The organism is Haloferax marinum (genome assembly GCF_009674625.1).
Lineage (GTDB): Archaea > Halobacteriota > Halobacteria > Halobacteriales > Haloferacaceae > Haloferax > Haloferax marinum.
Genome location: NZ_WKJQ01000001.1, coordinates 1,446,260 through 1,472,412 on the forward strand (window position 1 = coordinate 1,446,260; position 26,153 = coordinate 1,472,412).

The 26,153-nt window shown below is 63.1% G+C and carries 27 protein-coding genes; 10 read left to right on the top strand and 17 right to left on the bottom strand.

Annotated elements, in window-relative coordinates; all coding sequences use genetic code 11:
* Positions 1 to 3: 3 nt before the first annotated feature.
* A complete protein-coding gene (locus GJR99_RS07395) occupies positions 4 to 750 on the bottom strand; it encodes a DUF502 domain-containing protein (RefSeq protein WP_151110750.1) in 747 nt (248 codons plus the stop codon).
* A gap of 113 nt (positions 751 to 863) precedes the next feature.
* On the opposite strand from GJR99_RS07395, the gene GJR99_RS07400 reads away from it, so the two are divergent.
* The gene (locus tag GJR99_RS07400; RefSeq protein ID WP_151110752.1) at positions 864 to 1,520 is read left to right on the top strand and encodes a riboflavin synthase; all 657 of its coding nucleotides are present in this window, start codon (positions 864 to 866) and stop codon (positions 1,518 to 1,520) included.
* A gap of 12 nt (positions 1,521 to 1,532) precedes the next feature.
* Here the strand turns inward: GJR99_RS07400 and GJR99_RS07405 are convergent, their stop codons facing one another.
* Entirely contained in the window at positions 1,533 to 2,576 is a 1,044-nt protein-coding gene (locus tag GJR99_RS07405) for a PrsW family intramembrane metalloprotease (RefSeq protein WP_151110754.1), read from the bottom strand.
* 99 nt (positions 2,577 to 2,675) lie between these two features.
* On the opposite strand from GJR99_RS07405, the gene GJR99_RS07410 reads away from it, so the two are divergent.
* Positions 2,676 to 3,050, top strand: a complete 375-nt coding sequence (locus tag GJR99_RS07410; RefSeq protein ID WP_151110756.1) for a DUF7532 family protein — start codon at positions 2,676 to 2,678, stop codon at positions 3,048 to 3,050.
* Entirely contained in the window at positions 3,047 to 4,453 is a 1,407-nt protein-coding gene (locus GJR99_RS07415) for a DUF402 domain-containing protein (RefSeq protein ID WP_151110758.1), read from the top strand. The genes GJR99_RS07410 and GJR99_RS07415 overlap by 4 nt, the downstream gene beginning before the upstream one ends.
* Before the next feature lie 114 nt (positions 4,454 to 4,567).
* On the opposite strand, the gene GJR99_RS07420 is transcribed toward GJR99_RS07415, so the two are convergent.
* The 7 genes from GJR99_RS07420 to GJR99_RS07450 form a co-directional block, all read right to left on the bottom strand.
* The gene (locus GJR99_RS07420; protein WP_151110760.1) at positions 4,568 to 4,900 is read right to left on the bottom strand and encodes a NifU family protein; all 333 of its coding nucleotides are present in this window, start codon (positions 4,898 to 4,900) and stop codon (positions 4,568 to 4,570) included.
* A 119-nt stretch (positions 4,901 to 5,019) separates the two neighbouring features.
* On the bottom strand, positions 5,020 to 6,498 hold the full coding sequence (locus tag GJR99_RS07425; protein ID WP_151110762.1) for an LVIVD repeat-containing protein: 1,479 nt from the start codon (positions 6,496 to 6,498) through the stop codon (positions 5,020 to 5,022).
* 672 nt (positions 6,499 to 7,170) lie between these two features.
* Entirely contained in the window at positions 7,171 to 8,139 is a 969-nt protein-coding gene (locus GJR99_RS07430; RefSeq protein WP_151110764.1) for an ROK family protein, read from the bottom strand.
* 114 nt (positions 8,140 to 8,253) lie between these two features.
* Positions 8,254 to 8,931 (bottom strand): TIGR00266 family protein, encoded by a 678-nt coding sequence (locus tag GJR99_RS07435; RefSeq protein WP_151110766.1) that lies wholly within the window; start codon positions 8,929 to 8,931, stop codon positions 8,254 to 8,256.
* A gap of 63 nt (positions 8,932 to 8,994) precedes the next feature.
* A complete protein-coding gene (locus tag GJR99_RS07440) occupies positions 8,995 to 9,453 on the bottom strand; it encodes a universal stress protein (RefSeq protein ID WP_151110768.1) in 459 nt (152 codons plus the stop codon).
* 256 nt (positions 9,454 to 9,709) lie between these two features.
* Complete coding sequence (locus tag GJR99_RS07445) at positions 9,710 to 10,090, bottom strand: DUF5611 family protein (protein WP_151110770.1); 381 nt, start codon at positions 10,088 to 10,090, stop codon at positions 9,710 to 9,712.
* 70 nt (positions 10,091 to 10,160) lie between these two features.
* Positions 10,161 to 11,120: a DUF7093 family protein gene (locus GJR99_RS07450; protein WP_151110772.1), complete on the bottom strand. Its 960-nt coding sequence runs from the start codon at positions 11,118 to 11,120 to the stop codon at positions 10,161 to 10,163.
* A gap of 104 nt (positions 11,121 to 11,224) precedes the next feature.
* Here GJR99_RS07450 and GJR99_RS07455 point away from each other — a divergent pair, with 104 nt between their 5' ends.
* Entirely contained in the window at positions 11,225 to 11,524 is a 300-nt protein-coding gene (locus GJR99_RS07455; protein ID WP_151110774.1) for a DUF6432 family protein, read from the top strand.
* A gap of 78 nt (positions 11,525 to 11,602) precedes the next feature.
* Positions 11,603 to 12,712, top strand: coding sequence for a CAF17-like 4Fe-4S cluster assembly/insertion protein YgfZ (ygfZ, locus tag GJR99_RS07460; RefSeq protein ID WP_151110776.1), 1,110 nt, complete (start codon positions 11,603 to 11,605; stop codon positions 12,710 to 12,712).
* Between the two features lie 105 nt (positions 12,713 to 12,817).
* Here the strand turns inward: ygfZ and GJR99_RS07465 are convergent, their stop codons facing one another.
* From GJR99_RS07465 to GJR99_RS07480, 4 genes are all read right to left on the bottom strand, one after another.
* Positions 12,818 to 13,900, bottom strand: a complete 1,083-nt coding sequence (locus GJR99_RS07465; protein WP_151110778.1) for a geranylgeranyl reductase family protein — start codon at positions 13,898 to 13,900, stop codon at positions 12,818 to 12,820.
* Positions 13,901 to 13,971: 71 nt separating this feature from the next.
* Entirely contained in the window at positions 13,972 to 15,012 is a 1,041-nt protein-coding gene (locus tag GJR99_RS07470; protein WP_151110780.1) for a WD40/YVTN/BNR-like repeat-containing protein, read from the bottom strand.
* A gap of 56 nt (positions 15,013 to 15,068) precedes the next feature.
* On the bottom strand, positions 15,069 to 15,872 hold the full coding sequence (locus tag GJR99_RS07475; RefSeq protein WP_151110782.1) for an ABC transporter permease subunit: 804 nt from the start codon (positions 15,870 to 15,872) through the stop codon (positions 15,069 to 15,071).
* Entirely contained in the window at positions 15,865 to 16,815 is a 951-nt protein-coding gene (locus GJR99_RS07480) for an ABC transporter ATP-binding protein (RefSeq protein ID WP_151110784.1), read from the bottom strand. The genes GJR99_RS07475 and GJR99_RS07480 overlap by 8 nt, the downstream gene beginning before the upstream one ends.
* A 137-nt stretch (positions 16,816 to 16,952) precedes the next feature.
* Between GJR99_RS07480 and GJR99_RS07485 the strand changes: the two genes are divergently transcribed.
* Positions 16,953 to 18,905: a COG1361 S-layer family protein gene (locus GJR99_RS07485; protein ID WP_151110786.1), complete on the top strand. Its 1,953-nt coding sequence runs from the start codon at positions 16,953 to 16,955 to the stop codon at positions 18,903 to 18,905.
* A gap of 30 nt (positions 18,906 to 18,935) precedes the next feature.
* On the opposite strand, the gene uvrA is transcribed toward GJR99_RS07485, so the two are convergent.
* Both uvrA and GJR99_RS07495 read right to left on the bottom strand, forming a co-directional pair.
* On the bottom strand, positions 18,936 to 21,884 hold the full coding sequence (gene uvrA / locus GJR99_RS07490; protein ID WP_151110788.1) for an excinuclease ABC subunit UvrA: 2,949 nt from the start codon (positions 21,882 to 21,884) through the stop codon (positions 18,936 to 18,938).
* A gap of 96 nt (positions 21,885 to 21,980) precedes the next feature.
* Positions 21,981 to 22,337: a cell division protein SepF gene (locus GJR99_RS07495; protein WP_151110790.1), complete on the bottom strand. Its 357-nt coding sequence runs from the start codon at positions 22,335 to 22,337 to the stop codon at positions 21,981 to 21,983.
* 155 nt (positions 22,338 to 22,492) lie between these two features.
* On the opposite strand from GJR99_RS07495, the gene GJR99_RS07500 reads away from it, so the two are divergent.
* A complete protein-coding gene (locus GJR99_RS07500) occupies positions 22,493 to 23,170 on the top strand; it encodes a DUF1028 domain-containing protein (protein ID WP_151110792.1) in 678 nt (225 codons plus the stop codon).
* A 1-nt stretch (position 23,171) separates the two neighbouring features.
* Here the strand turns inward: GJR99_RS07500 and GJR99_RS07505 are convergent, their stop codons facing one another.
* Positions 23,172 to 23,651 carry an RNA-binding protein gene (locus GJR99_RS07505; protein WP_151110794.1) on the bottom strand — a complete coding sequence of 160 codons (480 nt, stop codon included), beginning with the start codon at positions 23,649 to 23,651 and terminating at the stop codon, positions 23,172 to 23,174.
* Positions 23,652 to 23,816: 165 nt separating this feature from the next.
* On the opposite strand from GJR99_RS07505, the gene GJR99_RS07510 reads away from it, so the two are divergent.
* The 3 genes from GJR99_RS07510 to GJR99_RS07520 all read left to right on the top strand — a co-directional run bounded on the left by GJR99_RS07510 (position 23,817) and on the right by GJR99_RS07520 (position 25,863).
* Positions 23,817 to 24,119 (top strand): DUF7562 family protein, encoded by a 303-nt coding sequence (locus GJR99_RS07510; RefSeq protein WP_151110796.1) that lies wholly within the window; start codon positions 23,817 to 23,819, stop codon positions 24,117 to 24,119.
* A gap of 135 nt (positions 24,120 to 24,254) precedes the next feature.
* Positions 24,255 to 25,574 (top strand): RNB domain-containing ribonuclease, encoded by a 1,320-nt coding sequence (locus GJR99_RS07515; protein ID WP_151110797.1) that lies wholly within the window; start codon positions 24,255 to 24,257, stop codon positions 25,572 to 25,574.
* A 64-nt stretch (positions 25,575 to 25,638) separates the two neighbouring features.
* Positions 25,639 to 25,863 carry a hypothetical protein gene (locus tag GJR99_RS07520; RefSeq protein WP_151110799.1) on the top strand — a complete coding sequence of 75 codons (225 nt, stop codon included), beginning with the start codon at positions 25,639 to 25,641 and terminating at the stop codon, positions 25,861 to 25,863.
* 28 nt (positions 25,864 to 25,891) lie between these two features.
* Here the strand turns inward: GJR99_RS07520 and GJR99_RS07525 are convergent, their stop codons facing one another.
* Positions 25,892 to 26,125 (bottom strand): DUF7385 family protein, encoded by a 234-nt coding sequence (locus GJR99_RS07525; RefSeq protein ID WP_151110801.1) that lies wholly within the window; start codon positions 26,123 to 26,125, stop codon positions 25,892 to 25,894.
* Between the last annotated feature and the right edge of the window lie 28 nt (positions 26,126 to 26,153).

Sequence of the window (26,153 nt, forward strand, 5' to 3'; positions counted from 1 at the left end):
GGCTCACTCGGTTCTGTTCTGCTTCGACTTCGAACTCGACGTCGAGTGGACACTCCCATCGGTGTGGTCGTCACCGACCGAGTTCTCTGGCGAGTAGGCTGCCGGCCCCTCCGGGAGCGTCTCTGGGTCGTCGACGCTCAATCCAGTCGTGACGAGGAGGCGCAGGCCGCGACGGACCGGCATGTCGAGTTCGCGAATTTCGTCGCTGGAGAGCATGACGAGTGACCCGGCAGTTGGGTTCGGACTGTGTGGCAGGAACACCGTGTACAGGTCGTCTTCGGTCGCCTTCGACACAGATGGTGGTGCTTCGTTCGTGACGAAGCCGATAGCGAACAGGCCTTCGCGGGGATACTCGACGAGGACGACTCGGTCGTATCCTGCGGTCGGTTCGGTGAGCGACTCGGAGACCTGCCGGACGCCGAAGTAAATCGTTCGAACGAGTGGGAGGAGTTGGACACCACGCTCGAAACTCCCGAAGAGACGCTGTCCGATACTCATCGAGGCCAGATACCCGATGAGGGCGATGGTTACGGCGATGATGAGCGCCGCCAGAATCTGCGAGATGAGGACGATATCTCCCGAGTAGTTGAGCGCCTCCGCGAGGAACGGAGTTATCTCTCGGACGAGCGGGCGGAGTGCCGCAGTGATTCGGCTGAACAAGAACTGGAGGACGAACACGGTGACGGCGAGCGGCGCGACGAGAATGAGCCCCGTGAAGAAACTACTCCGGAGCCGAGCGAGCACGTCCATAGAGTCTCTGAGTCCGACGGCGACTAAATTGTATGGGCGACGGAAAGCATCACGGAAGCGTGACGGAGAACAGAAACGGTAGCGATTAAGGGCCACCCTCCGAAGCCGTCGGTATGTTCACTGGCATCGTGGAGGGGCAGGGCGAAATCGTCGGTGTGACCGACACCGAGGGTGGATTCTCCGCAGGAGAAATTACGTCGGACGAGTCGTCCGACGGCGGCCGCCGCCTCCGCATCCGAACCGACCTCGCGTTCGACGACCTCCACCACGGCCAGTCTATCGCCGTCTCCGGCGTCTGTCTGACCGTCGAAGAGTACGGTGACGACTGGTTCGAAGTCTTCCTCGCCGCCGAAACCGTCGACAAGACCTATCTGGGCACGGTCGAGGAAGGCGACGTCGTCAACCTCGAACGGGCACTCGCGGCGAACCAGCGGTTCGACGGCCACATCGTGCAGGGACACGTCGATGGGACCGCGACCGTAACCGGAATCGAACAGGTCGGTGACGACTGGTTCTTCGAGTTCGACCTCCCCGAATCGCTGTCGAAGTACGTCGTCCAGAAAGGCTCGGTCTGTCTCGACGGTATCAGTCTCACGGTGGCCGACCGACGCGACGACTCCTTCGCCATCGCCATCATCCCGACGACGTACGACCTGACGACGCTCTCGGAGAAGGACGTCGGCGACCAGGTTCACGTCGAAGTAGACGTGGTCGCCAAGTACGTCGAGTCGATGCTCGACGGCTATCTCGACAGATTACACGAAGAGTAGGAGACGACGCCGTCAGTCTTCGAACTCGGTCGATTCCGAGGGGAACGCCGACGCGGGGGGTCCCGTCTCGTTGGCCTCGTGGTAGGCGGTGCTGTAGCGACGAATCTTCCCGATGAGGTAGAGGCCGAAGATGCCGTCGTAGATGAGGACGTAGACGAGGAACGACGGGAGCGCGCCGAATCCAGTCAGTGACGAGACGATGGCCGCACCGATTCCGACAGTCGAGTTGTACGTCGCGTGGACGAGCGACGCGAGGATGAGGCCCTTGATGACGATGGGGCCGGCGTTCTGCTTGTTGAACTTCGCGAGCCCGAGGTAGTAGCCCGCGATAGCGGAGTAGATGACGTGACCGGGACCGGCGAGTGCACGAACCGCCGTGATAGTGCCGCCAGCACCGATGATGCCGACACCACCGGCCGTGCCGAGGTCGAGGCCCGACGCCATGAGGTTTCGCGTGATGTACAGTGCGTTCTCGATGGTCGCAAAGCCGAGTCCGGCCATCGCACCGTACACAGCGCCGTCCACGACGGCGTTGAAACTACTGTGTGAGTACGCGTACAGTCTGACTGCGAGCAACTTCACCGTCTCTTCGACCGGGCCGACGACGAGGAAGAAGAAGAGTATCGACCCGAAGAAGCCGATACTGAGCGATAGTTCGCTCGCAATCGTCTGCCCGACGTTGTTCATGAGTGAGTTGACGATTGCGGCGAACGTGGCCGTGAGAACGCCGAGGAGGAAGGTCACGACGAGCATCGAGAGCGGTTCGCTATCCGTGACGTCGGTGTAGTAGACGTAGCCCGCGAGGGCGAGTGCAGGGAGCGCAGAGAGGAGCGTGAGCGCCCCGATTTGTGGGTCGGTAATCGCCGAGAGACCACCGATACCGACGAGGATGAACAACGCAGTGAGGATGACCATCGCTCGAGTGGACGCGACCAGCAGTCGGTAGAGCGCGACGGCCAGACCATCGACGGAGGTTCGTTCCTCCCACGTCGCGATATCGTAGAGGTCAGTCGAGCCATCTGACGCGCGTTCGACCGGGTCCCGTCTCTGGTCCATCGTCTGACGTAACGCCTTAGCGACGGGTAATACCTTCGGCGAGCGGTGGTTCCGTGCCCGACCGAGTGAAGTTAAACCCTCCACGCCGAAATGGCCGATATGCACTTCGACCCCCGCGAACAGGCGGCGCTCCGCGAGGTTGGTCTCGACACCGACGACCTCCGAGCGGCGTCCGAGCACGTCCGCGAGGCCGTCGAGGAAGACGCCGAGCGTCTCGCGGCGTTCTTCGGTGACGGCGAAACGTTCTACTCGGATATGGAGATGGCACACAGCGCCAGCGACGTACAGGAACACTCGGTCGACCACGTCGACCTCTACACCCACGGTGCGTCCCTCCGTGGCTACCTCAAGTTCGACTCGTGGGGCGTCCCCATCGAAGGTGGCCGCGTCCTCTCCGAAGAGACAGTCGAACTCACCCTCGGTCCCACCGTCGACGGCCGCGTGAAGTTCGCCCGCAGCGCCGACGACCTATGAAGGTCCGCGTCCGCGGTATCTACACCACCGCACTGACCCGATTGTTCCTCGACGCCGGCCACGACGTCGTACAGGCCTCTGGTCCGATTCGAGAACGGTTCGACGCCGAGTTCGAATCCGCCGACCACGACGTCGCCGTCGAGACGACTCGTGACCGACAGGGCGTCGGCGTGGCCGGAGCACCCGATGCAGTCGCGACGGCGACCGAACACCTCTGTGCCCTCGGCCTCGACACGTTCGACTGGGACGACCCCGCTCCGACCGGTGCGGTGTTCGACGCGCGCGTCACCGAGACCCTCGGTGGCGGTGCAATCTGCGACCTCGGAGAGGTCGACGGCTATCTCTCGTATGGCGACATCGACGGCCGAGTCGACGTCGGTGACGAGGTCAGAGTACAGGTCTCCGAATCGGCCCCACCGTGGGCAGACCGACGCCCCGAACTGACTGGCGACGTCCGTGCCATCGCCGGCCTCGCGACACTCGAACCCGACTCGGAGGGCGTCCGCGTCGACACGAGAGACGAAGCGGCCGCCAGAGAACTCGCCGGGATGACCGACCTACTCGGCGGCGACCCACCAGACGGGTGGGGAATTCGCTGGCATCGCGACGCCGTCGAGGCCGACATGAGTGCGCTGAACGACGCACTCGACCGAGCGGCGGACATCGCGGCCGAACTCGATTCAGTCCTCGACGAACCGGTGGACGCACCCCGTGTCGTCGCATCTCCGACGGCGACGAACTGGGTATGGTTCGGCCGCGAGACGCGCTTCGAACTCGACGACCACCGCCGTGCCGTCGAGACGACGATGCCCGGTCACCACCGCACGAAGGCCGCCTCGCCGAAGGCGTCCGCCGGCGTCGACCTCGCGGAATCCCTCTGTGAGTCGGCCGGCGAGGGCGAATTCCCGTTCGACGTGGTGACGTCCCAGTTCGGCCCGCTCGAAGGAGACGACGTGGGAATCGGCCACGGAAAACCCGACGGTAGACTCATCGAACTCGGGTCGGGCGAAGTCTCTGACCGAGACCCAGACGGAACCATCGAGGTTCGGCGGCAGATGAGCGGCGGTGGCACGTACGACGCACTCGGTGTCGAACGCGCGTCTGGCGACGTTGCCGTCACGAAGTTCCGCGAAGGCCGCTGGTGGTATCCCACCGTCTACCGCGACGACGAGGGGTCCGTCAAGGGAACGTACGTCAACATCTGCACGCCAGTCGAGTGTTTCCCCGACCAGATACGCTACGTGGACCTACACGTGGACGTCATAAAACACGCCGATGGAACCGTCGAACGCGTCGACGACGACGAGTTAGACGAGGCAGTCGAGGCAGGCAATATCTCCGAAGAACTCGCCGAAAAAGCCCGGTCGGTGGCGTCGAGTCTGGAGTCGGCGCTGTCTGGATAAGAGAACGCGGTCACACGTGCCGACCGAACCGAGCGGAGCGAGGTTCGGCCTTTTTCCTCCAGGTTTTTACGGTTCGGGGTCGCGGAGCGACCCGCTCACCGTAAAAAAGTGGGTTTAGAAGTGCCCAGGGCCTTCGTCGCCGAACTGCAACTCTCCACCACGGCCACCCTCGACGGTACTGCTCCCGTGGTCGCCCGAACTTGGAACCTTCACCTGCACGTCTTCGATTTCGTCGAACGTCATGATGAGGTCAGACTGGATGTTCTGGGCCGTGACGTTGCTGATTCCGCACCCTGCGCAGGCCCCACCGAGTTCGACGACGACTTCCCCCGATTCGGCATCGGCTTTCCGCACGACGCTGTTGCCGCCGTGCATCTGGATGATGGGCATCTGACCGACCATCCACGTCTCGACGCGCTCTTTGAGGCTCTCCGACTCGTCGCTCATACCGTGACGGTTCGGGACCCACGGATTAGAATGGAACGGTTCTCCCCACACACCGACGGACGAGAGAAAGGCTGTCGCGGTCGTTCGTGATAGATTCCCCGTCAGCGTACGAACCCGTGTCACTCTCGACGGACACGGCGACGGTACAACCACCCAGCAGTGCCGACTGCGGCGACGCCCGCACCGACACCGAATCCCGGTACGTCGGTTCGAGAGGCGGTGGCAGTCTCGGCCGTCTCGGCGTCGGACCCACTCGTTTGGGTCGGCGTGCTGGTCGGTGTGGTGGTCGGCATGCTGGTCGATGGTTCGCGAGTCGTCTCCGGACCGAGCGGAGGTGCATCGACTTGCTCACCGTCGTGGTCGGGGAACGTGTAGAGTGCAGGAGAGACGTCGCCGACGCCCCAACTCGACGCCACGAAGACGCCTTCGTCGGCGAACGGATAGGCGTACCGCGCGGCCCAGAAACTCGCTCGGTCCGGGTCACGCCACCACGCGAGTTCGACCGGGTCCGTGGGGTCCGCGACGTCGTGTCGCTTGACACCGCCACGATACCACGAGGTGTAGAGTCGGCCGTCGTGGAAGTCGAAGTTGTGGGCAGTCGTCCAGACGCCACCGACCGTCGGTTCGGGACTCGGCGGCGGGTCGATAGTCGAGTACTGTGTCGGGTTCGACGGGTCGGAGACGTCCCACAGTTCGACACCACTCGGACCGCCGACGAGTTCCGTCGTCTCGTCGTCTCTGCTCACTCGGTTCGCCCACGATTCGATTCCGATTCCGAGGAGAGTGCCCGACTCGTCGGTGGCAGCAGAGTGGTGGTTACCCGGCGGAGTTCGGCCTGCAGTCCGCTGTTGGTCCGCAGAGAGCGACGTGAGTTCTGCGGGGTCGCCAGCACCAATCGAACCCACCACCGACGGGTCACCGGGGTCGGTGAAATCGACCATCCACGTCCCGGCGTCCCACAAGGAGATGTAGGCGACGCTCTCGTGGACCCACACGTCGTGGACGGCCCGAAGTCGCGTCGACACGTCCGCCCACCGCTCGTCCGCCGAGACGACGGACCACCGGCCGAGTTCAGCGCCAGTCTCGACGTCGAGGACGACGAGTGGATTTTCGTCGCCGTCGTTGGCGGTCAGGTACGCGCGGCCGTCGGCGGCGAAGCAGTTGTGGATAGGATAGGTCGTCTCGTGGAACGCGCGTTCGGTGGGGTTCGCCGGGTCGGAGACGTCGACGACCAGCACGCCTGCCGGAGAGCCAGGGAGCGGATTTGCTGGCCCGACGGCCAGAAGCGTGTCTCCGTCGAGTTTCACGTCGTAGATGTTCCGAAAGGGACCGTCTTCGTGGTCCGAGAGGAGTCCACGTCGCTCTGCGAGTACGTCCGGGCGGTCGGGAGAAGACAGGTCTACCGTGACGAACCCGCTCGTCGCGGCGACGAACGCGGTCTTTCCGTCGGGAGAGAGGACCACCTCTGTCGCCCCGTCGATATCGACGCGCCCGAGTGGTTCGAACGGTCCGGGGTGAGCAGTAGCGAGGCGTGACGTGCCGGCGACACCCGCGAGGAGGGTCCCACCGGTCACACGGAGGAATTGACGGCGGTCCACAGTACTACTCCGGGAGGAGAGGTAAAAAGTCGGACGGCGCTGCTCGTCTCGGTGAATCGGGCGTCCGAGAAGTGAAGAGACGCCGAAGAGTGAGGAATCCGGGTGGGTGGTGGGAGATTCCCCACATCGGCGTCGACGGACTGTGTCCGTCTGCTCGCCGAAAGAACTTCGGCGAGGTCAGTCGGCCGGTAGTGGTGGTGGGGGGTACCGGCCGGGTTCCCGTTCACAGCTTCCGGTGGAACGCCCGTGCACCGTTCAGGTCGGCGAGAACGGGAGTCGCCGACCGACGCACCCATATGTGGGCACAGTCGGGTGCACGTCATCGACTTTTTAGTAGACCATTATAAGAGTACGCCACTAATTATCGTACGAGATAACCGAGTTTTGAGACGGGTGTCAGTCACTCGACTGCTGTTCGTCGATTCGTCGACCGGAATTATCACACAGAGAAGTAACCGGCGTTCTCACCGTCGACCGGGGGTAGTGGTCTCGGTCTTACAGTCGCGACCGGTCACCGGTTCCGCCAGCGCCGAAACCGTTGAATGCTCTCGACCTTACAGCCGAGACCGGTCACCGGTTCCGCCAGCGCCGAAATCGTTGAATGCTCTCGACCTTACAGTCGCGACCGGTCACCGGTTCCGCCAGCGCCGAAATCGTTGAATGCTCTCGACCTTACAGTCGCGACCGGTCACCGGTGCCACCGGTCATCGCGCTCGCAAGTGCCCCTTCGACGACGACTTCGTCTCCGAGCGTGGTGAGTTGAATCTCGGGGATGTTCGACATGACCATATCGCTCATCTGCTCGCGAATCGGGTTCAGAATCAACTCGGGGTTGTTGAGGGCGACGGCCCCACCGACGTAGATGATGAGCGGTGCGTACGCGTGGACGATGTTGGCAACGCCCATCGCGTTCCAGTGACCGACCTGGCTGATAACGTGGTCGGCAAACTCGTCTTCGCCAGCGTGTTCGAACACGTCGACAGCAGAGAAGTCGGGGTCGTCGATTGGCAGTGCGGTCTCGACTGGGTCTTCGTCGTGGAGTTCGCGTGCGTACTTCGGGATGTTGTTGCCGGAGCAGTAGCCCTCCCAGTGACCGTTGTGGCCGCACCCACAGGTCATGAATCCGTGCGGGTCGAGCGTCATGTGACCGACTTCGCCGGCGTTCCCGTCCCATCCAGAGATAACGTGGCCATCGACACAGACGCCCGCGCCGACACCGGAGGAGATGGTGAGATAGACCATGTCGTCGGGGTTCCGGTCAGAGTGGAACCGCTCACCGATGACACCTGCGTTCGTGTCGTTGTGGAGGTAGACGTCGTCAGTGTCCAAGAGAACAGAAAGCGGCCCAGTCAACGGTATTCGGTCGATGGTGTCCGGCAGGTTCGCCGGGTTCTCGATTGCGCCTTCGGCTAAGTCGAGTGGACCGATCGCGCCGATGCCCGCTGCAGTTGCTTCGCTCGGTTCGATACCCGCCTCGTCACAGGCCCGTCTGACGACGCCGAGAACCGCCTCGGTGACCGCGATACCGGTCGGCCCACGCGGTGTTGAGTCACGGGCCTGTCCGAGGATCACTCCCTCGCCGTCGGCTACGACCGAGCGGACGTTCGTCGCCCCAAGGTCGACACCCACGTAGTACGCCATTGTCACAATAGGGATGCGCACGCCACTTAACTAAGCGGGATTTCGCGCTGATTTACTCGCGAGGCGGTAGCGATTCCCACATTCAGCGAGTCGAATCGGTTCGACTCCGACCACTCACTGTGGCGAACTCGATGGGAGTTTCGGGATGAGCCACGACAGGAACGAGTCCATACTCCGTGACTGGAGCCAGACAGTTCCCGGCCCCGTGAAGGTGCAGACGAGGCCCTCACCACTGAACAGCGTCGATTTGAGGCCGCCGACGCGTTCGACCGAGAAGTTCGTCGTCCCGTCGAAAGCGACGATGTGACCGGTGTCGACGGTGTGGCGTTCGCCTTCCTCGAGTTCGACTTCGTGGATGGCACCGTAACTCGACAGGTAGCTGTGGCCCGTCCCCTCTAACTTCAGGAGGAACAACCCTTCGCTCCCGAAGAACGTCTTCGCGCCACCGAACGAGGTGTCTAACTCGAGTGCCACGTCCGACGCGAGGTACGACCCAGACTGGACGTACATCGTCTCGTCTTCGAGACGCTGATGGACGATATCGCCCGGAAGAGGTGGTGCGAGCGACACGTCACCTGCCTGTTCCGCCACGAACGTGTTCTGGAAGAACGACTCGCCACCGAGGACGCTCCGTTTGAGCGAGCCAAAGATGCCGCCTCTCGCTTCCGTCTCGATACCGATTCCGTCGGAGTAACTCACCATCGCACCCGCTTCCGAACGTATCGACTCCCCTTCGTCCAGAGAGACGGTGAGGAGGGCGAACGCAGGACGGTATTCGATACTGTGGTCCATACACAGCTGTCGTTCCACTAAGGTATGTAGATGTCTCCGGTGAGTTAGAATCGTACAGAATCGCTACTTCGTGTCTGCCCGGACGAACGTCACGGGACAGGGTGATTCGAGCATGACCGCTTGTGCGAGACTGCCGAAGACGGCTTTCCCTGCCGGCGACCGCTTTCGACCGCCGACGAGCAGACGGTCGGCGTCTACCTCCTTCGCCAGTTCGACGAGTTTGTCCACGTGGTCGCCGACCGGGCCGCGAACCTCGTAGGTGATGTCCGCGTCTTCTAACTTCTCGGCCACTTTGCGGACCGTCGAGTGTCGGCGTGCGACGTCGTCGCCCGACACTTCTTCGGCCGTCACGTCGAACTCGAGATTGTCGAGTGCCTCGTTGTACTCCTCTTTCGTGAAGACGTGACTGACGACGACTGTTGCTCCGGTCGGGCCGGCGACGTCGATGGTCTCTTCGACGAGTCGGTCGACCCGTTCTGTATCACCTGCACCGACGGCGAGAACGATAGTTTCGATAGCCATGCGGAGTCATTCGGCCTCGTTTCACTTAACCGTGGCGGATATTTACTCACTACCGAAAAAATATTTTCTGACGCCGCTCACCGGCGCTCGTCTGGCGTGTCTCGTGGTACCAACTGTGTTCCGCGGCACCAATTGTGTCTCGTGGTACCACTATGTATGTTTCGTCGTGTCACACCAGTGAATGGTCTGGACGAGTCTCGAGGGCAGTCGTTCACCGGGGGAAAGTACGTGAGAAAGCCGAAGTCGAACGACCGATTCAGTAGTCCGGCGCGTCGTCTTCGACAGCGCGCTTCATGGAGTTGCGACGCGACTTGGCGTCGCGGCCCGTGGCTTCGAGCAAGAAATCGTTCTTGGCGCTAACGGCTTCGCCTGCGGCCTCGAGGTCTTCGGGAGCGAGTTCGGTCGGGTCCTGCTCTTCGAAGTTGACCGCGAGTTTGTCCTTCTTCCCGCTGTACTTGACTGCGCCGACGACGACACGCTTGAACACAGGGTTCTTCGGTTCGCCAACGACGAAGAGGTCACTACCTTTGTACTCCTCGGTACCCGTGATGGGTCCGAAGTAGTCCTCGACGGTCGCTTCCATGTCGGGGATTCGTTCTTCGAGTGTCTCCCCACGGCGCATCTTGTACTCCTTCATGCGGGCACTTTCGATAGCGGATGGTTTACCTGTTTCGTGACTCCGCGGCGCCTGCTACACCGAAACGCGGTCAGGCCTCGCGCTCTGCGATGTAGCCCTTTTTACACTCGGGGCAGATGTCGCCTGCTCGCATCGACGACGAGGACGCACCACGCGAGTGCCCACAGTTCGGGCAGTAGTACTCGATGGACTCGTCGGGCGTTTCGCTCCCGATGTTCGCCTCGTCGGCACGGACGAACTCGTCGGATTCGCCTGCTTCGATGAACTCGTCGTTCGACGAAGACGAGACGGACCCGTTCGATTCTGGCGTCAGACCGCCACCGAACGAGACGGAGACGGGTTCGCCGTCGTTGGGTTGTGCGTCGAAGCCTTCGTCCTCGCCTGGCGTGTCCGGCCACGCGCCGTGGTCTCGTGACTGTGTGGACGCGTTACCGGCGTCGGTGGAGGCGTTCGCGTCGGCGTCGATGAACTCCGCGTCGTCCGCGTCGGCGGTCGGTTTGGGTGGCGAGTCGTCCGTATCGACGTCGTCCATCTCGTCCGGCCACTGCGTCCGGTCTCGCTGGAGGTCGTCGTCATCGTCGTCGTCGAGGATGATGGCGTCGTCGGTGACTTCGGGTTCGGATTCCTCGTCGACCTCGCCGGCAGTTGGATGCTCAGGCGTCGAGTCTGCCTCGATTTCGGCCTCCGTCTCCGGGTCGGGCGCAGTCTCGATATCCGGCGCACCTCCGACATCGTTGTTCGGTTCGGCCTCAGCGCTCTGGTCGGCGGTGTCACTCGTCCCCGGTTTCGGGTTGGCAGGTTCGAATCCGGCGGCGGCCGTCTCGGCCTCGCCCTCCGTCATCCCGACTTCTTCGGGGGTCCGAATGGCGGTGACCTCCTTGTTCTCGCTTATCACCTGCTCGTGCCCGCATCGGCTACACACTTGCAGTTCTCTGATGGACACGACCACCTCGTCACCGCGTTCCTCGCGCTCCCGTTCCGTCTCGGGTTCTCCGTACGAGTGCCCGAGAAGACGGCAAGTAAGTCCCATTACGGGAGGATTCCGGGATTCGGGAACAAAAATCTACCCCCTGACCGTCAGACGAACGTCAGACGGGCGGTACAGGTAAACGGGAGGCGAACGATGTATCGATTATGAGAGCGAGGCGGGAGTTTCGGAACCGCCGCGACATCGAAGTCGCGGTACTCGACGCGCTTGTCGACCGCCACGACGAAGGGATGACGGTGTTCGAACTCCGTGCCGCCGTCGACGCCGACATAGACACCATCGAAGACGCGTTGTCGGTGTTGAAATCGGAGGGCCTCATCGTGGTCGAAGAGGCACACACGCGTGTCCTCATCCATCCAGACGAGCGCGTCGTCCCAGACCCGAGCGAAGAACCGAAGACCGACACGACACTGTTAGACCGACTCCGTGAACGTCTCGGACTGTAGGGACACACCGGCACGCACCGACAGCCGAGACGGCCCCAGAGTGTGAGGGTTTTACCCACTGAGACCAAACGGGGAGTCATGACACTCGTCGCCGACATTCACGAAGCCCACGGAGCGACGTTCGAGACGCGCGGTGGGGTCGAAGTCGTGCGCCACTACGGCCGCCCCGACAGAACCCACCGGGCCGTCCGCAACGGTGTCGGAGTCATCGAACACGGCTACGGAATCGTCGCCGTCGAAGGCGAAGACCGAGTCGAGTACGTCGACAACGCGGTCACGAACGACGTCCCGACCGAAGACGGACGAGGCGTCTACGCATTCCTTCTCGACCCAGACGGGCGAATCGAGACCGAGATGTACATCTACAACGCGGGCGAGCGATTGCTCATCTTCACGCCACCGGACCGCGCGGAACCTCTCGTCGAGGAGTGGCGGTCGAAGACGTTCCTCCAGCGCGTCCGCATCCGTGACGCCTCCGACGAGTTCGCCGTCTTCGGCGTCCACGGGTCGAAATCGACCGAGAAGGTGGCGAGTATCCTCTCGGGCGCGGGCGCACCCGAACCCCAACTCTCCTTCGTCCGTGGGTCTATCGGCGGCGAGTACGGCGTGACGGTCATCGCCTCCGACAACCCGACTGGTGAGGAGGGGTACGACCTCATCTGCCGAGCCAAAGACGCCGAAGACGTGTTCGAGGCCCTCCTCCTGTACGGCAACCCGGCGATTCCCGTCGGCTACCAGACGTGGGAGAGCCTCACCACCGAGGCCGGCACACCGCTGTTCGAGACGGAACTCCGTGGCAACATCCCGAACGTCGTCGGCACCCGCAACGCCCTCGACTTCGACAAAGGCTGTTTCGTCGGACAAGAGGTCGTCTCGAAGGTGGAAAACCGTGGCCGGCCATCGCGTCGTCTCGTCGGCTTCCGTGCCGACAGCCTCCCTGACGATGGTATCGACGCTTTCGCCGGTGCGCAGGTCGACGCCGGCGGTGTCGCCGTCGGGTCGGTGACGCGCGCCGTCGAGAGTCCGAATGTCGACGCACCCATCGGATTCGCACTGGTCGAGTTCGACCTCGAAACCGACGAACTCACGCTCGATATCGACGGCGAACAGATAGCCGCCACAGTCGAGTCGCTCCCGTTCGTCGATGGAAGCGCTCGCTCCGCACGGATTCCGACGTATCCAGAGTGACCGAACCAACGTCGGCGTGACCGAACCAACGTCGGCGTGACCGAACCAACGTCGGCGTGACCGAACCAACGTCGGCGACGTGAGGGGCGCGTCGCGCGACCGTCGTCAGAACAGCTTTTTCAGATGTTCGCGCGAGAAGAACGAACTCGGCTTGTCCATGTGGACACCGATTTCGCCGGAGAGCGACCGCAGACCCACGCGCTGGAGCCATTCGGGAAAGGAGTAACATTTGCGGATGAGGTGGCCGAGTCGAATCTCCGTCGAGAGTTCGTCACGCCACGCCGACTCGTAGTCGGCGAGCGTCTCGGGGTCGTCGGGGTCGATGGTCTCGGCCGCGATGTCTGCGGCGGTCATCCCGTAGAGAATCCCGCCGCCGGTGAACGGCTTGGTCTGTGCGGCGGCGTCGCCGATGAGGAAGGCACGCCGTGTCGTGGTTCGGTCCGGTGGCCCAATCGGAATCGCACCCGAACAGAAGTGTTCGGTCTCGACGTCGTAGGTGTCGGTGAGCACGTCGAACATCTCGTTGACTTCTGCACCCGGTGGGGCCGCGAGGCCGTACTCGACGCCAGCGTCGCCGCGCGGAATACGCCACGCGAAGAAGCGCGGCACCGTGAGGTGCACGTCCACGAAGTCGCCGTGGTCCGGGTCCGGGTCGAACGCGAGGACGCCGTGGAGTGTCTCGGACGGTTCTGGCAGGTCGAGCGACCGTCGGACGCGGGAGGTCGGCCCGTCACACCCGGCGACCATCTTCGCGTCGAACTCGACGGTACCGGACTCGCCGGCGACGCTCACCGTCAACTGCACCCGGTCGTCGAACTCCTCGATTGCGGTGACGGTGTGGCCCTCGCGGACGTCGGCATCCGCCTCGCGAGCGACTTCGGCGAGCGTTCGGTCGAGTTCGACGCGGTCGATGACGTTCGAAACCTCCGTCTGCTTGTAGAACGGGTACGCCTTCGAGTTCGGGCCACCGACGTGGAAGTCGGCCCCGTAGATGCGGTTCTGAAAGAGGTGGTCGCGTGCCTCGTCGGGGACGTACTCCCAGATGTCGGTGCTCACGTGCCCGGAGCAAGCGAGCGGCGTTCCGACCTCGCCTTTCTCCAGTGCGAGGACGTCGTACCCTGCTTCTGCTGCGCGGCGGGCGAACCGCGCGCCGGCGGGACCAACGCCGACGACGGCGAAATCGTACATACACGGCGGTTGGCGCGGCCACCAATGAATCTTCTCGCTTCGGACGAAACCACGACGGGAGACGAATCTGCCTACGCGACGACGGCGAGTCCCGCTGCGGTGTGTCTGGTCTCCGTCCACGGCACGTCGAGTTTCGTCCACGAATCACCGAAGTCGGTCGTCCGGTAGAGACCGTGGTCGTTGGCCGCGTAGCACTCACCACCTATCAGTCCAGTCGCCAAGACGGAACGAGTGGCACCGTCTCCGGTCGGCAATCCAGTGTCGTCGAGGCGTTCCCACGACCCATCACCGCGAGTACGGTACAGATAGCTCTCTGCGGACCCGACGTTGTGGGCGCGCATCGGACTCCGCGCGGCGGTCAGGAGAACTGACTCGGGGTCCGCTGGGTCCACGACGACACTCCAACAGTACCCGTGCCCGAGACCCGCTGTCGGCGTCGTCCACGTCTCACCACCGTCGTCGCTCTCGGCGTAGCCATCGCCGGCGGCCACCCAGACGTGACCCGGCCGGTCGGGATGTGTCGCCATCGAGTGCGTATCTCGTTTGCTCGTCGGCACTCGGTCGTGCCACGTCTCACCGCCGTCGAACGAGCGAACCAGCGCACCCGCTTCGACGGCGACCCAGAGTCTGTCTGCTTCTGACGGAGCCATCTTCTCTGATTCTGACGGAGCCAGCTTCTCTGAGTCCGACCGGTCCACCTCTATCCACCTGACGTGGTGGGTGTACGGCCGTGGTGGAAACGACCAACTCGGCGACGACGGGAGGTCGGTCAGCCCCGACAGGTCGGTCCACGTCTCACCCCCGTCGGTCGAGCGGAACACCGCCGAGGGTTCGGTTCCGGCGTAGAGCACGTCGGGGTCTGCGGGCGAGATGGCGAGACTCGTCACCGACTCGGGCAGCGTTTCGGTACCGACCGAGTGCCACGTGTCGCCACCGTCTGTCGTCCGAAACACGCCAGCATCGGACGTCCCTGTGATGGCACGGTCAGGAACGCGTGCGTCGGCAGCGACGCACTCGATTCGGTACTCACCGAGACGCCGCCGTGTCTCCACGTCGTCCGGTGGGCCGGTGACGGAGAGCACTGCACCGTCTGCCGCCGCGTAGAGTCGCATACAGAACGTAGGCACTCGGCGGAGAAAAGTGAATCCAGAAGGACAGTTATGTTCGGCTACGACAGGTCGCGGCGTTCGAACACTTCGGCGGCGAGCACCACGAGGACGCACGCAGTGACGAAGAGAACCGCCACACCACCCCAGTCGACGTCGCCGGCGACGAGGAGTTCACCGGGGTCGATGTAGCGCGTGAGCGACAGCGACCCGAGGAACTCGTAGTCGGTGTCCGTCGTCAGCGAGTCGAGGAGGAACGTCCCGAAGACGACGCCGATTGCCGCACCCTGTGCCCGGCGCACGCGCTGGAAGAACGCCGAGGAGAGCAAGCCGATGGCGACGCAGTCGACGAGGTAGAGACCGCCGACCGCGTGTACCAACACGAGTCGGGAGAACTGAATCTCCTCGTCGATGAGGCCCGCACCGACGACGACGGCCGCGAAGACGGCGACGTTGACGACGAGTATCGCGGGGAGCATCGCGAGGAACTTCCCGATGACGTACCGGGTGCGTGAGATGGGCCGAACGAGGACGAACTCGATAGAGTTGCGGTCGACTTCGGTGGCGATGAGCGACCCCGCGGCGTAGGCGAAGTAACTCCCGACGATGAGCAACCAGACGAGTTGGTAGAGTTCGATGACGAGGTAGCCCTCCAGCGACGAGATGTCGGTGACGCTCCCGACGAACGCCGTGCGGAACTCCTCGGGATACGACTCCAGCAGTTCGTTGAAGTTCACGTCTGCCTCTCCGAACGAGGGAAACACGGCGATAGTGAGCCCTGCTGTCGCCACCAGCAACGCGCTGACGATGAGGATGCCACGCTGGCGCTGGTCGAACTCGAACAGTGCGATGTCGAGTTCACGCATCGGCGACCTCCTCTGTGTCTTCGGTCACAGCGTCGTCATCGTAGCCGTCGCCCCCGTCTTCGGCGTCGTAGAAGTGCATGAACACGTCTTCGATGGCCGTCTCGCGGACTTCGAGGTCGTCGATACGGTAGCCTTCGAGCACGTCCACGAGTCCGTCGTAGTTGCCCGAGATGACGAGACGGAGCGACCCATCTGGCTCGAGACGGGCGTCGATGGTCTCGGCGAAATCGAAGTCGGCGGGGTCGATGGTGTCGGGCGACTGGAGCGTGACTACCTTCCCACTCCGTTCGAGCAGGTCGTCTATCTGCTCGACGGCGACGAGTCGGCCGTTTCGGATGATTCCCACCTGGTCGCACACCTGCCGGACCTCGCTGAGGATGTGGGTCGAAAAGAACACCGTCACGCCGCGTTCGCGCTCCTCGTGGAGGAAGTCGTAGAACTCCTGTTGGACGAGTGGGTCGAGACCAGACGTCGGTTCGTCCATCACGACCACCTTCGGGTCGTGCATGAACGCCTGTACGATAGCGAGTTTCTGTCGGTTCCCCCGCGAGTAGCCTCGCACTGCCCGGTCGATTGGGACCGGAAACCGTTCGAGGAGTTCGTCGCGCCGTTCGTCGCCACCGAGACTCGCCAGATAGTCGAGCGTCTTCCGCCCCGTCACGTCGTCGTAGAACTGCGGGTCACCGGGGATGTGGCCAATCTGGTCTCGAACCTCGAGGAAGGCGTCTCGGTCGTCGATTGGAACGCCGAGGATACTCGCCGTGCCTTCTGTCGGTTTGAGGAACCCCAGAAGAAGCCGAATCGTCGTCGACTTTCCAGCACCGTTGGGACCGAGGAAGCCGAACAGTTCACCCTCCGGCACCGAGAGGTCGAGGTCTTCGATGCCGCGGACGTCCCCGTAGAATTTGGTCAATCCGTCGATGTCGATTGCGGGGACGGTCATAGACGACGATACGAGCGCCGTGAACCTATCCCTTGCGTGATGTTACCACCTCGTGAGAGACAGAGTGGTGGTTAATATTATACAAATCCTATATGAATCGACCGAGCGAGGGCGCCGCCCTGCCGGTCGGTTCCACTATGATTCGACGTACACGGAAATCGAGCGTTGCACTCCTCGCGCTACTGTTAGTTCTGTCTTCGCTCGTGGGAGCGACCGGAAGTGCGGCGGCGGCGACCCGCGTCTCTGGGAGCCCCGACCTCTCTGTCGTCGCCCCCGAAAACCGCCTCGTCGCCGGCAGTGAAACCGTCGTCGAGGTGTTCGTCGTCAACACGGGAACCATCACGGAAGACGGTCCCGAGGAGTACGAAGCCCTCGTCCAGACGGCGCGTGCGCTGACGTTCAAAGCCGAATCCGAGGGGCCGATAACCGTCGCCAGCGGTGAGATTCCAGTTGGCACCGTCCCCGAGGGCGTCTCCGGGCCGGTCCCGCTGCGACTCCGCGTCGCCGACGGTGCAAAGCCCGGCACCTACGACGTTCCGGTCGAGTTCTCGTACGACTACACCGCCTCTGTGTTCGTCGACGGCCAGAGCGTCCAGACCACCCACCGAAGTCGGACGATTACGCGGACGCTCGAAGTCGTCGTCGAGCGCCGTCCTGCCTTCGACGTGCAGACGGTCGATTCGACGCTCGCCGTCGGCGACGCTGGAACCATCGCCTTCGAGTTGGAGAACGTCGGCCCAGTCGACGCCGACGCCGCCACCGTGACCATCACCTCGACAGACCCGGAGATAACGTTCGGCAACGGCGTCCAGTCGGCCGAGAGTTACGTCGGCGAGTGGGGTGCTGGTGAGACCAAACGCGTCGAGTTCCGGGCGCGCGTCGCCGACGACGCAATCGTGCGCAACTACTCGGTAGACGTGACGGTGACGTACCGTGACGAAGACGGTCAAGAACGAACCTCCCAACCACTCGTCACGGGTGTTCGTCCGATTCGGGGTGCCGACTTCGAACTCGTAGACGTCGATGCCGCCGTCGCCGTCGGTGACACCGGAACCCTGACGCTCGAACTCCAGAACGTCGGTGACGCGACCGCCTCCAGTACGACGGTCGGTGTCCAATCGACAGATTCCGAAGTGACGTTCGGTGCGGGTGCACCCGCCGCAGAGGCCTACGTCGGCACGTGGGAACCCGGCGAGACGAAACGAGTGAGTTTCCGCACTCGCGTCGCCGACGACGCACTCGACAGAGCCTACTCGCTCGACGTGGGCGTGACGTTCCGTAACCCCGGCGGTGAGCGGAAGACCGAGACACTCGTCGCCGGCCTCGACCCCGGCGCCGGGCCGGCGTTCCGCCTCACCGTCACCGACAGTGACCTCCGCGTCGGCGGCGTCGGCCGTGTCTCTGGAACCATCGAAAACGTCGGTGAGAGCGAGGCACGTGACGTGGTCGTCCGACTCGAGTCAACCGACCCAGCGATGACACCGACCGACCTCGAAGTGACGGTCGGAACGCTCGCACCGGGTGAGTCGGCCGACTTCGACTACACCATCGCACTGGCCGATGGCGCGACGCCGGGGACACGCCGACTCCCCTTCGTCGTCGAGTACCGCCCACCGGGTGACGAGATGCGAGCGAGTGACCAGACGGACGTCATCGCGTCGGTGAGCGCCCGCAACCCGGCTATCGCGGTGGAACCACAAAACGCGACGTTCGAAGTCGATTCGACCGGGGAACTCGCAGTCGCGGTGACGAACACCGGCGACACCCCACGGACCGACGTGACGGTCCGACTCCTCGTCGAAGACCCGCTCTCGAGTGAGGACGCCGTGGCGTTCGTCCCGCGACTCGAACCGGGTGAGACGCGCGTCGTCGCTTTCGACCTCGAAGTGAGCGGCGACGCCGTCCCGAAGACACAGGTCGCCGCCGTCGACGTGAGTTACAAAGACGACGCCGGGCGACAACTGTCGGACGGAACCCAGCAAATCGCCATCGAAGTCGTCGAACCGGCGACGACGTTCCCCATCATCCCGGCCGCCGTGGCGCTTCTCGCGCTCGCTGGCGTTGGCTACTGGTGGTACAGACGGCGGTGACGTCGGTGCGTGAAAACTGAGTCCGAGTGCTCAGTCGTCGTTCGGCACTTTCGCCGGTTTGCGGCGGTCCGAACGCGGTCCCTCTTTGTCCACTTTCGGGAGGTGGTCGCGGAGATACCGACCCGTGTGTGAGTCGGGATTCTGCGTAATCTCTTCGGGCGTTCCGCTGGCGACGATGTTCCCGCCGTGTTCGCCACCTTCGGGACCCAAGTCGATGATGTGGTCGGCGTTCTTCACGAGGTCCAGTTCGTGTTCGACCACGAGGACGGTGTTGCCGTTGTCGACGAGGCGCTGGAGCACGTCGATGAGTTTTCGCTCGTCTTCTTTGTGGAGACCGGTCGTCGGTTCGTCCAGCAAGTAGAGCGTGTCGCCAGTCTGTTTCTTGCCGAGTTCTTCGGCGAGTTTGACGCGCTGAGCCTCCCCACCGGAGAGCGTCGTCGATGGCTGACCGAGTTGCATGTAGCCAAGCCCGACGTCGTGGAGCAGTTGGAGACGACGGCGAATCTGCGAGTTCGCCTCGAAGAACTCGAGCGCTTCGTCGACTTCCATCTGGAGGACGTCCGAGATGGTCTTGCCCTTGTAGCGGACGTCGAGCGTCTCGGCGTTGTAGCGTGCGCCGTTACACTCCTCACAGGGGACGTAGACGTCCGACAGGAAGTTCATCTCGATTTTGACGTTGCCTTGCCCCTTACAGGCGGCACAGCGGCCACCTTTGACGTTGAACGAGAAGCGGCCCTTCTCGTAGCCACGCTGCTTGGAGAGTTTCGTCTGGGCGAACAGTTCGCGGACGTAGTCGAAGACGCCGGTGTACGTCGCCGGGTTCGACCGTGGGGTGCGGCCGATGGGCGACTGGTCGATGAGACGGACCGTCTCGATTTCGTCGTAGCCGTCGATGCCGTCGTGTTCGCCAGGGTCCACAGAGGTGTTGTCGTTCATCCGGCGAGCGAGTCCCTTGTAGAGAATCTCGTGCATCAACGTGGACTTGCCCGACCCGGAGACGCCGGTGATGGCCGTGAACGTCCCGAGTGGGATGGGCACGTCGAGGTTCTTGAGGTTGTGTTGGCGTGCGCCGCGGACGACGAGTTCGCCCTCGCCCTCGCGTCGCGTGTCGGGTACGTCGATGTCTTTGCGGCCCGAGAGATAGTCGGCCGTGATGGAGTTGTCGGCCGCGACGATGTCGTCGAAGTCACCCTGTGCGACGACTTCGCCGCCGCGCTTGCCTGGGCCGGGACCCATGTCGATAATCTCGTCTGCACGGCGCATCGTCTCTTCGTCGTGTTCGACGACGATGAGCGTGTTTCCGAGGTCACGCAGGCCTTCGAGCGTGTTGAGCAGTTTGTCGTTGTCGCGCTGGTGGAGGCCGATAGAGGGTTCGTCGAGGACGTAGAGGACGCCCACGAGACCCGACCCGACCTGCGTGGCGAGGCGGATACGCTGTGACTCCCCGCCGGAGAGGGTGGCGGCCTCGCGGTCCAGCGTGAGGTATTCGAGACCGACTTCGGTCATGAAGCCGAGACGGGCGCGGATCTCCTTGCAAATCTCCTGTGCGATGGTTCGTTCGCGCTCGGTCAACTCGGCTTCGAGGCCTTCGAAGTGGGAGAGCGCGTCGGCGATGCTCAGGCGGTTGACCTCGGGGAGCGTCGTCCCGCCGACGCGGACGTGTCGCGACTGCTCTTTGAGGCGCGACCCGTTACAGTCGGGACAGGTGGTGACGGCCATGAACTCCTCGATGTGGTCGCGCGTCCGGTCGGAGTCCGTCTCGATGTGTCGGCGTTCGAGGTTGCCGACGACGCCCTCGAATGGGTGTTCTTTGTGTCGCGTGCCGTTCTTCGTCGTCCACTCGAACACCACGTCTTCGGTGGTTCCGAAGAGGAAGGCGTCTTGGACCTCGTCGTCGAGGTCCTCGAACGGCGTGTTCACGCTGACACCGAAGTGTTCTGCGACGCAGTCTATCTGTCGCTGGTAGTAGGTCCGGTTGTAACTCCACGGTTCGAAGACGTGCTTGAGTGGTTTCGAGGGAGTGGTGACGATGAGGTCGGGGTCGACCTCTTTTGCCTTCCCGAGCCCCTCACACTCCGGACACGCGCCGTGCGGACTGTTGAACGAGAACGACCGCGTCTCGATTTCGGAGAAGCGGAACGAGGAGTTCGGGTTGCCGAGTTCTTCGGAGAACTCGACGACGAGTCGGTCGTCGCTCTCGCCCGCGAGCGACCCCGTCGAACGCGTGTTCGACGCGAAGGGGAGGTCTTCCGGCGGGTCGGGGACGATGAGTTTGAGGACGCCCCCTGCCTCTTCGAGCGCCGTCTCGACGGAGTCGGCGATGCGCGAGCGCGCGTCGGGCGACACCTTCACCCGGTCGACGACGACGTCGATGGTGTGGTCGTAGTTCTTGTCGAGTTCCGGCGTCTCGAACGAGAGGTCGTACTCGTCGCCGTCGACTTCGACGCGGGCGTAGCCGTCGGCCACGAGGTCCGAAAAGAGGTCTTTGAACTCGCCTTTCTGGTCGCGGACGACTGGCGCGACGACTTTCGCTTTGGTCCCCGCGGGGAGTTCCAGAATCTGTTCGACCATGTCCTGTGCGGACTGCTCTCCGACCTCTTCGCCCGTGATGGGGTCGTACTGCGTCCCGACCCGCGCGTACAGGAGGCGAAGGTAGTCGTGGAGTTCGGTGACCGTCCCGACGGTCGAACGCGGGTTGTTCGCCCCGTTCTTCTGGTCGATAGAGATTGCCGGGGAGAGTCCCTCGACAGCCTCGACTTTCGGTTTGTCCATCTGACCGAGGAAGTTGCGGGCGTACGCCGACAGCGATTCGATGTACCGGCGTTGGCCCTCCGCGTAGATGGTGTCGAACGCGAGGGAGGACTTGCCCGACCCCGACAGGCCGGTGACGACAGTGAACGTCTCGCGAGGGATGCGGACGTCGAGGTCCTTGAGGTTGTGCTCTTCGGCACCGCGAACCTCGATGTGGTCCTTACTCATTCGGACAGTTCTAGGGACGTGGAGACCGAATAGCCATCGGTTCGGGCCAGCCGAACCGGTTGTTCTGCCTCCTCACCTCCCGTCGCAAAAACTGTGTTAGGAGTTGAGTTTCGAACGCGCGACGTTGACGTTCGTCGGGGTGATGATTAGCTGGTCGTCACCTTTCTGGACGATGTCACCGTCGACTTCGCGCGCGACCTGGCGCAGGTCGTCGATGATGTGTTCCATCGTACTGTCCGACGTCGTGTGCCGAGTGATATCCGCGATGACCATGTCACCATCGTAGACGGCGTCTTTGATGGCGATAACGTCCTGTTGGCCTCCGATTTCCGCGATGTGGACCGAGATGCCGGCCGACCCGCGGGCGGTGTCGAAGTCGTCGAGATTGAGTTCGACGTAGTCCTCGGTCGTCCGGGAGCCACCCCCACCGAGAATTTTGCTCATGATACCCATAGCATGTAGAGCGGTCACGAGCGGGATATTTCTTACGTCAGACAACTATCGACATCACGATACGTTTATCGACGATAATTCGGGGAGAGAGACGGCTATCTCCGCTCTCAGGCGATTTCATCGGATGTTTTGTCGTGGGGCGCTCGATTCGACCCATGACCTTCAGCATCTGCGTTCGTGAGGAGTACGTCGACGACGACGGGACCGACCAGCACCGCTTCGGCGTCGCCGTGACGACGCGACTGCCGAGTGTGGGCGCGCTCTGTCCACACGCCAGCGAACACGGCGCGATAGCGACACAGTCGGTGACGAACGTCGAACTCGGGCGGAAAGGGCTCGACTACCTCGCAGACGGCCTCGCAGTCGACGACGCCCTGCAGGCGCTGTTGAACGCTGACGAGGGGCGCGAGCAGCGACAACTCCACGGCGTGGGCGGGGACGAGACGTTCGCCTTCACCGGCGACGACTGCCACGGGTGGGCCGGCCATCGGGTGGGTGCCGACTACACCGTCGCAGGCAACCTACTCACGGGTGAGTCCGTCGTCGACGCCGTGGCCGATTCCTACGAGGCAAGCGGGCGCGACGAACCCTTGGCTAAGCGCCTCATCGACGCACTGGGTGCGGGCCACGCCGCAGGCGGTGACAAGCGCGACGACCTGAAAATCCAGAGCGCCGCAGTCGTCGTCGCCTCGTCCGAAGACCGAGAGATGGACCCGTACTACAACGACCTTCGAGTGGACGCGACGGAGACGCCGCTGCGCGACCTGCGCGAGACGTTCGCGCTAGCGCGAGAGGGGTACGAAGCGGCCGTCGAGAAGTACGCGACAGAGTGAGTTAGACAGAGAAGTCGAACAGGTCGTCACCGACGTGGTGGATGGATTCGACGACCTTTCCGGAGTCGCCAACCAGGTCCGCGCCGTCTTCGAGTGCGCGGCCGATTGCGAGAATCTTTCCGTGGGTCTCTTCTGCGATGGCGACGAGGTCGCCGGACTGGATGCTCTCGTCTGCCTCGGTGATGCCGGGGCGCATGACGTCTGCACCGCTGGAGACGAACGAGACGGCACCTGCGTCGACCGTGACGACGTTCCTCGTCGGCGGGAACTGGTTCGCACCCTTGACCGTCAGGAAGGGTTCGTCGTCGACGTACATGACTGCCGGCTCACCGTCGACGAGGACGACTTCGTAGTCGGCATCCGCGAACTCGACTGCCTCGAACGCGTCACCGTCGATGTCGACGCCGAGAAGCGACTGGACTGACTCTTTGACCGCCTGGATTTCGTCGTTGCGGAGATGGTGGCGAGACTTGACCTTCATATCGGTTCGTGGACGCCGACGGCCGATAAATCGACCGCTCCACGTCGAACGACGCCGCCGACTCGGGAGCACACTCACGAGGGGAACCCCGTCCGAGGCCGAAACAGGAGCGAACGACCTGCACTCGGAACAACAGATAAGTACGGGTGGGTACACCTCATCGGTATGTGGCGCTCCCGGACCAACCGGGACCGGAAGACGGTCGTCTGCATCGCGTGCGGTGAGTCAGTGTTCCGGTCGGCGGCGCGTGAGTACGACAAAGAGGGGAACCGCTGGGAACGACACGGCAAGCGGTTCGAGTACCTCTGCAAGGAGTGTTACCGCGACCTCTGTCACCAACCGCGCGCAGAACTCGAAGACCTTCTCGTCGAAATCGAAGAACACGGCGTCTCACAAGAGGAGTTCCTCGCACGATACGTCGATGCCGTCACCGAGCGGTACGAACCGCCCGAAGAACGAGAACGCTGAGGTTGGGTCGTCAGTTCTCGACGGGGACCGCCCGCGGCCACCGACGGTGGTCTACGGTCGACGAGTGACTTCGTTTTCGACAATCGACGCCGCGCCCCCGACACGCATTTCTCCCTGCCCCGTTTAGACGGGTCCATGTCAGACGACGCGCAGGCGTACGCCGGAACCGCCGAAGGGCAAGGACCGGTCGAAATCGACGCCGAACTCGCGCGACACCTCCAGAACAAGCGCGAGGAACTGTTCGAGGAGTTCGAGATTCGCGACAAATTCCCGCCGGAAGTCCTCTCGGAGGCACGCGCACGCACCGAGGGCGTCCACGAGGAGATAGAAGACGAACTGGAACACCGCCAGGACCTTCGGGACCTGACGACGTGGACGACCGACCCTGTCGACGCACAGGACTTCGACGACGCCATCAGCATCCGCGAGAACGAAGAGACGTACACGCTGTGGGTCCACATCGCCGACGTGACCCACTACGTCCACCCTGGGTCGGAGATGTGGGCCGAGGCCGTCAAGCGCGGCAACACCGTCTACCTCCCCGCCTACACGATTCACATGCTCCCGCCGGCCCTCGCCGAGACGGTCTGTTCGCTCGTCCCGAACGAGGACCGACTGGCCCACACCGTGGAGATGGAGATCAAGAAGGACACGCTCTCGTTCGAATCTATCGACATCTACAAATCCGTCATCCACTCCGACGAACGCCTCACCTACACCCAGTGTGAGAACCGCCTGGACGACCCGGACGCCCCACTTCACGAGGAGAACTCGCTGGTCTACGACCTCGCAGACCAACTGCACGAACAGCGGAAAGAAGACGGGTCGCTCGTCCTCAACCCGAGTCGTGACCGCGCGCACACCATCATCGAGGAGTGCATGCTGAAGGCCAACAAGGCCGTCACGCACGAGCTCATGTGGAGTCGCGGCGTCGAGGCGATGTACCGCGTCCACCCGCAGCCGACGCCCGACCAGTGGGACAAGGCGCTCCGTGAGATTACCGAACTCGACGGCGTGAGCATCAAGTCCACGTCGTGGGACGAACCCCGGAAGGCCGTCAACGACGCCCTCGAAAGCGCGAACTCCCGAAACCTCAACAAGATTCAGCGCGCCGTGTTGAAGGTCATGCCCCGCGCGAAGTACATGAACGACCCGTTCGGCGGCCACTACGCGCTCAACTTCGACATCTACGGGCACTTCACCTCGCCCATCCGCCGTCTGTCGGACCTCATCAACCACTGGATCGTCCACGAAAACGACGTTCCCGAAGACCTCGTGGAACTCTGTGACCGTGCGTCGGACCGCCAGAAAGACGCCGAGACGGCCGAGCGCCTCTACAAGCAGTTCCTCCAAGAAGTCGGCCTCGACCCGTACGCCGTCAACAACCGCGGTATCGTCACTGTCGACGAAGACGGCGACGTCGTCGACGACAACGGCCTCCCACCGCGCGAGTAGATTCGACTTCTCGCGTACTGGTTTTCTCGCTTACACTTTTTGTCTCGCGACACGTCGTACGGGTATGAACAGAGTACAGACGACTGTCGTGGATAGCCTCTTCGCCTTTCTCGTCGGGTTTCTCGTCGGGTCGCTCACCAGTGGGTGGCGAGACGGCTTCCGCGCGGGCCTGCTGGCCGCCGTCGTCTCGGCGGTCGTGACGTGGGTGGTCTACGGTGTCCTCGAAGTGGAGACGCTCGTCGAAGAGACGACTATCGACGCCGAACGAGTCGCTGCCGACGCCGAGTAATCGGCGCGCGCAGTCCGCTGGCCTGCCGCTACTGCTTGTGCGTGAACAGTAAGATGTCGTCGTCGTGGGTGGTCACACAGAGGTCGAGCAGCATGCTCAGTTCGAGACTGTTGTAGTCGTTCTCACAGACCACCAGGTCGTCGAACGGCTTTTCACAGGCTGGACAGGCGATTGCGACGGTGTTCTGGTAGGTGGTGACGCCGTTGCTGGACTCGTACGGCGTGAGTGACGACCGAAGTTCGTCGAGTTCCTCGTCGTTCATACGCAATGTGTGTGCAGTGCGAGTGTAT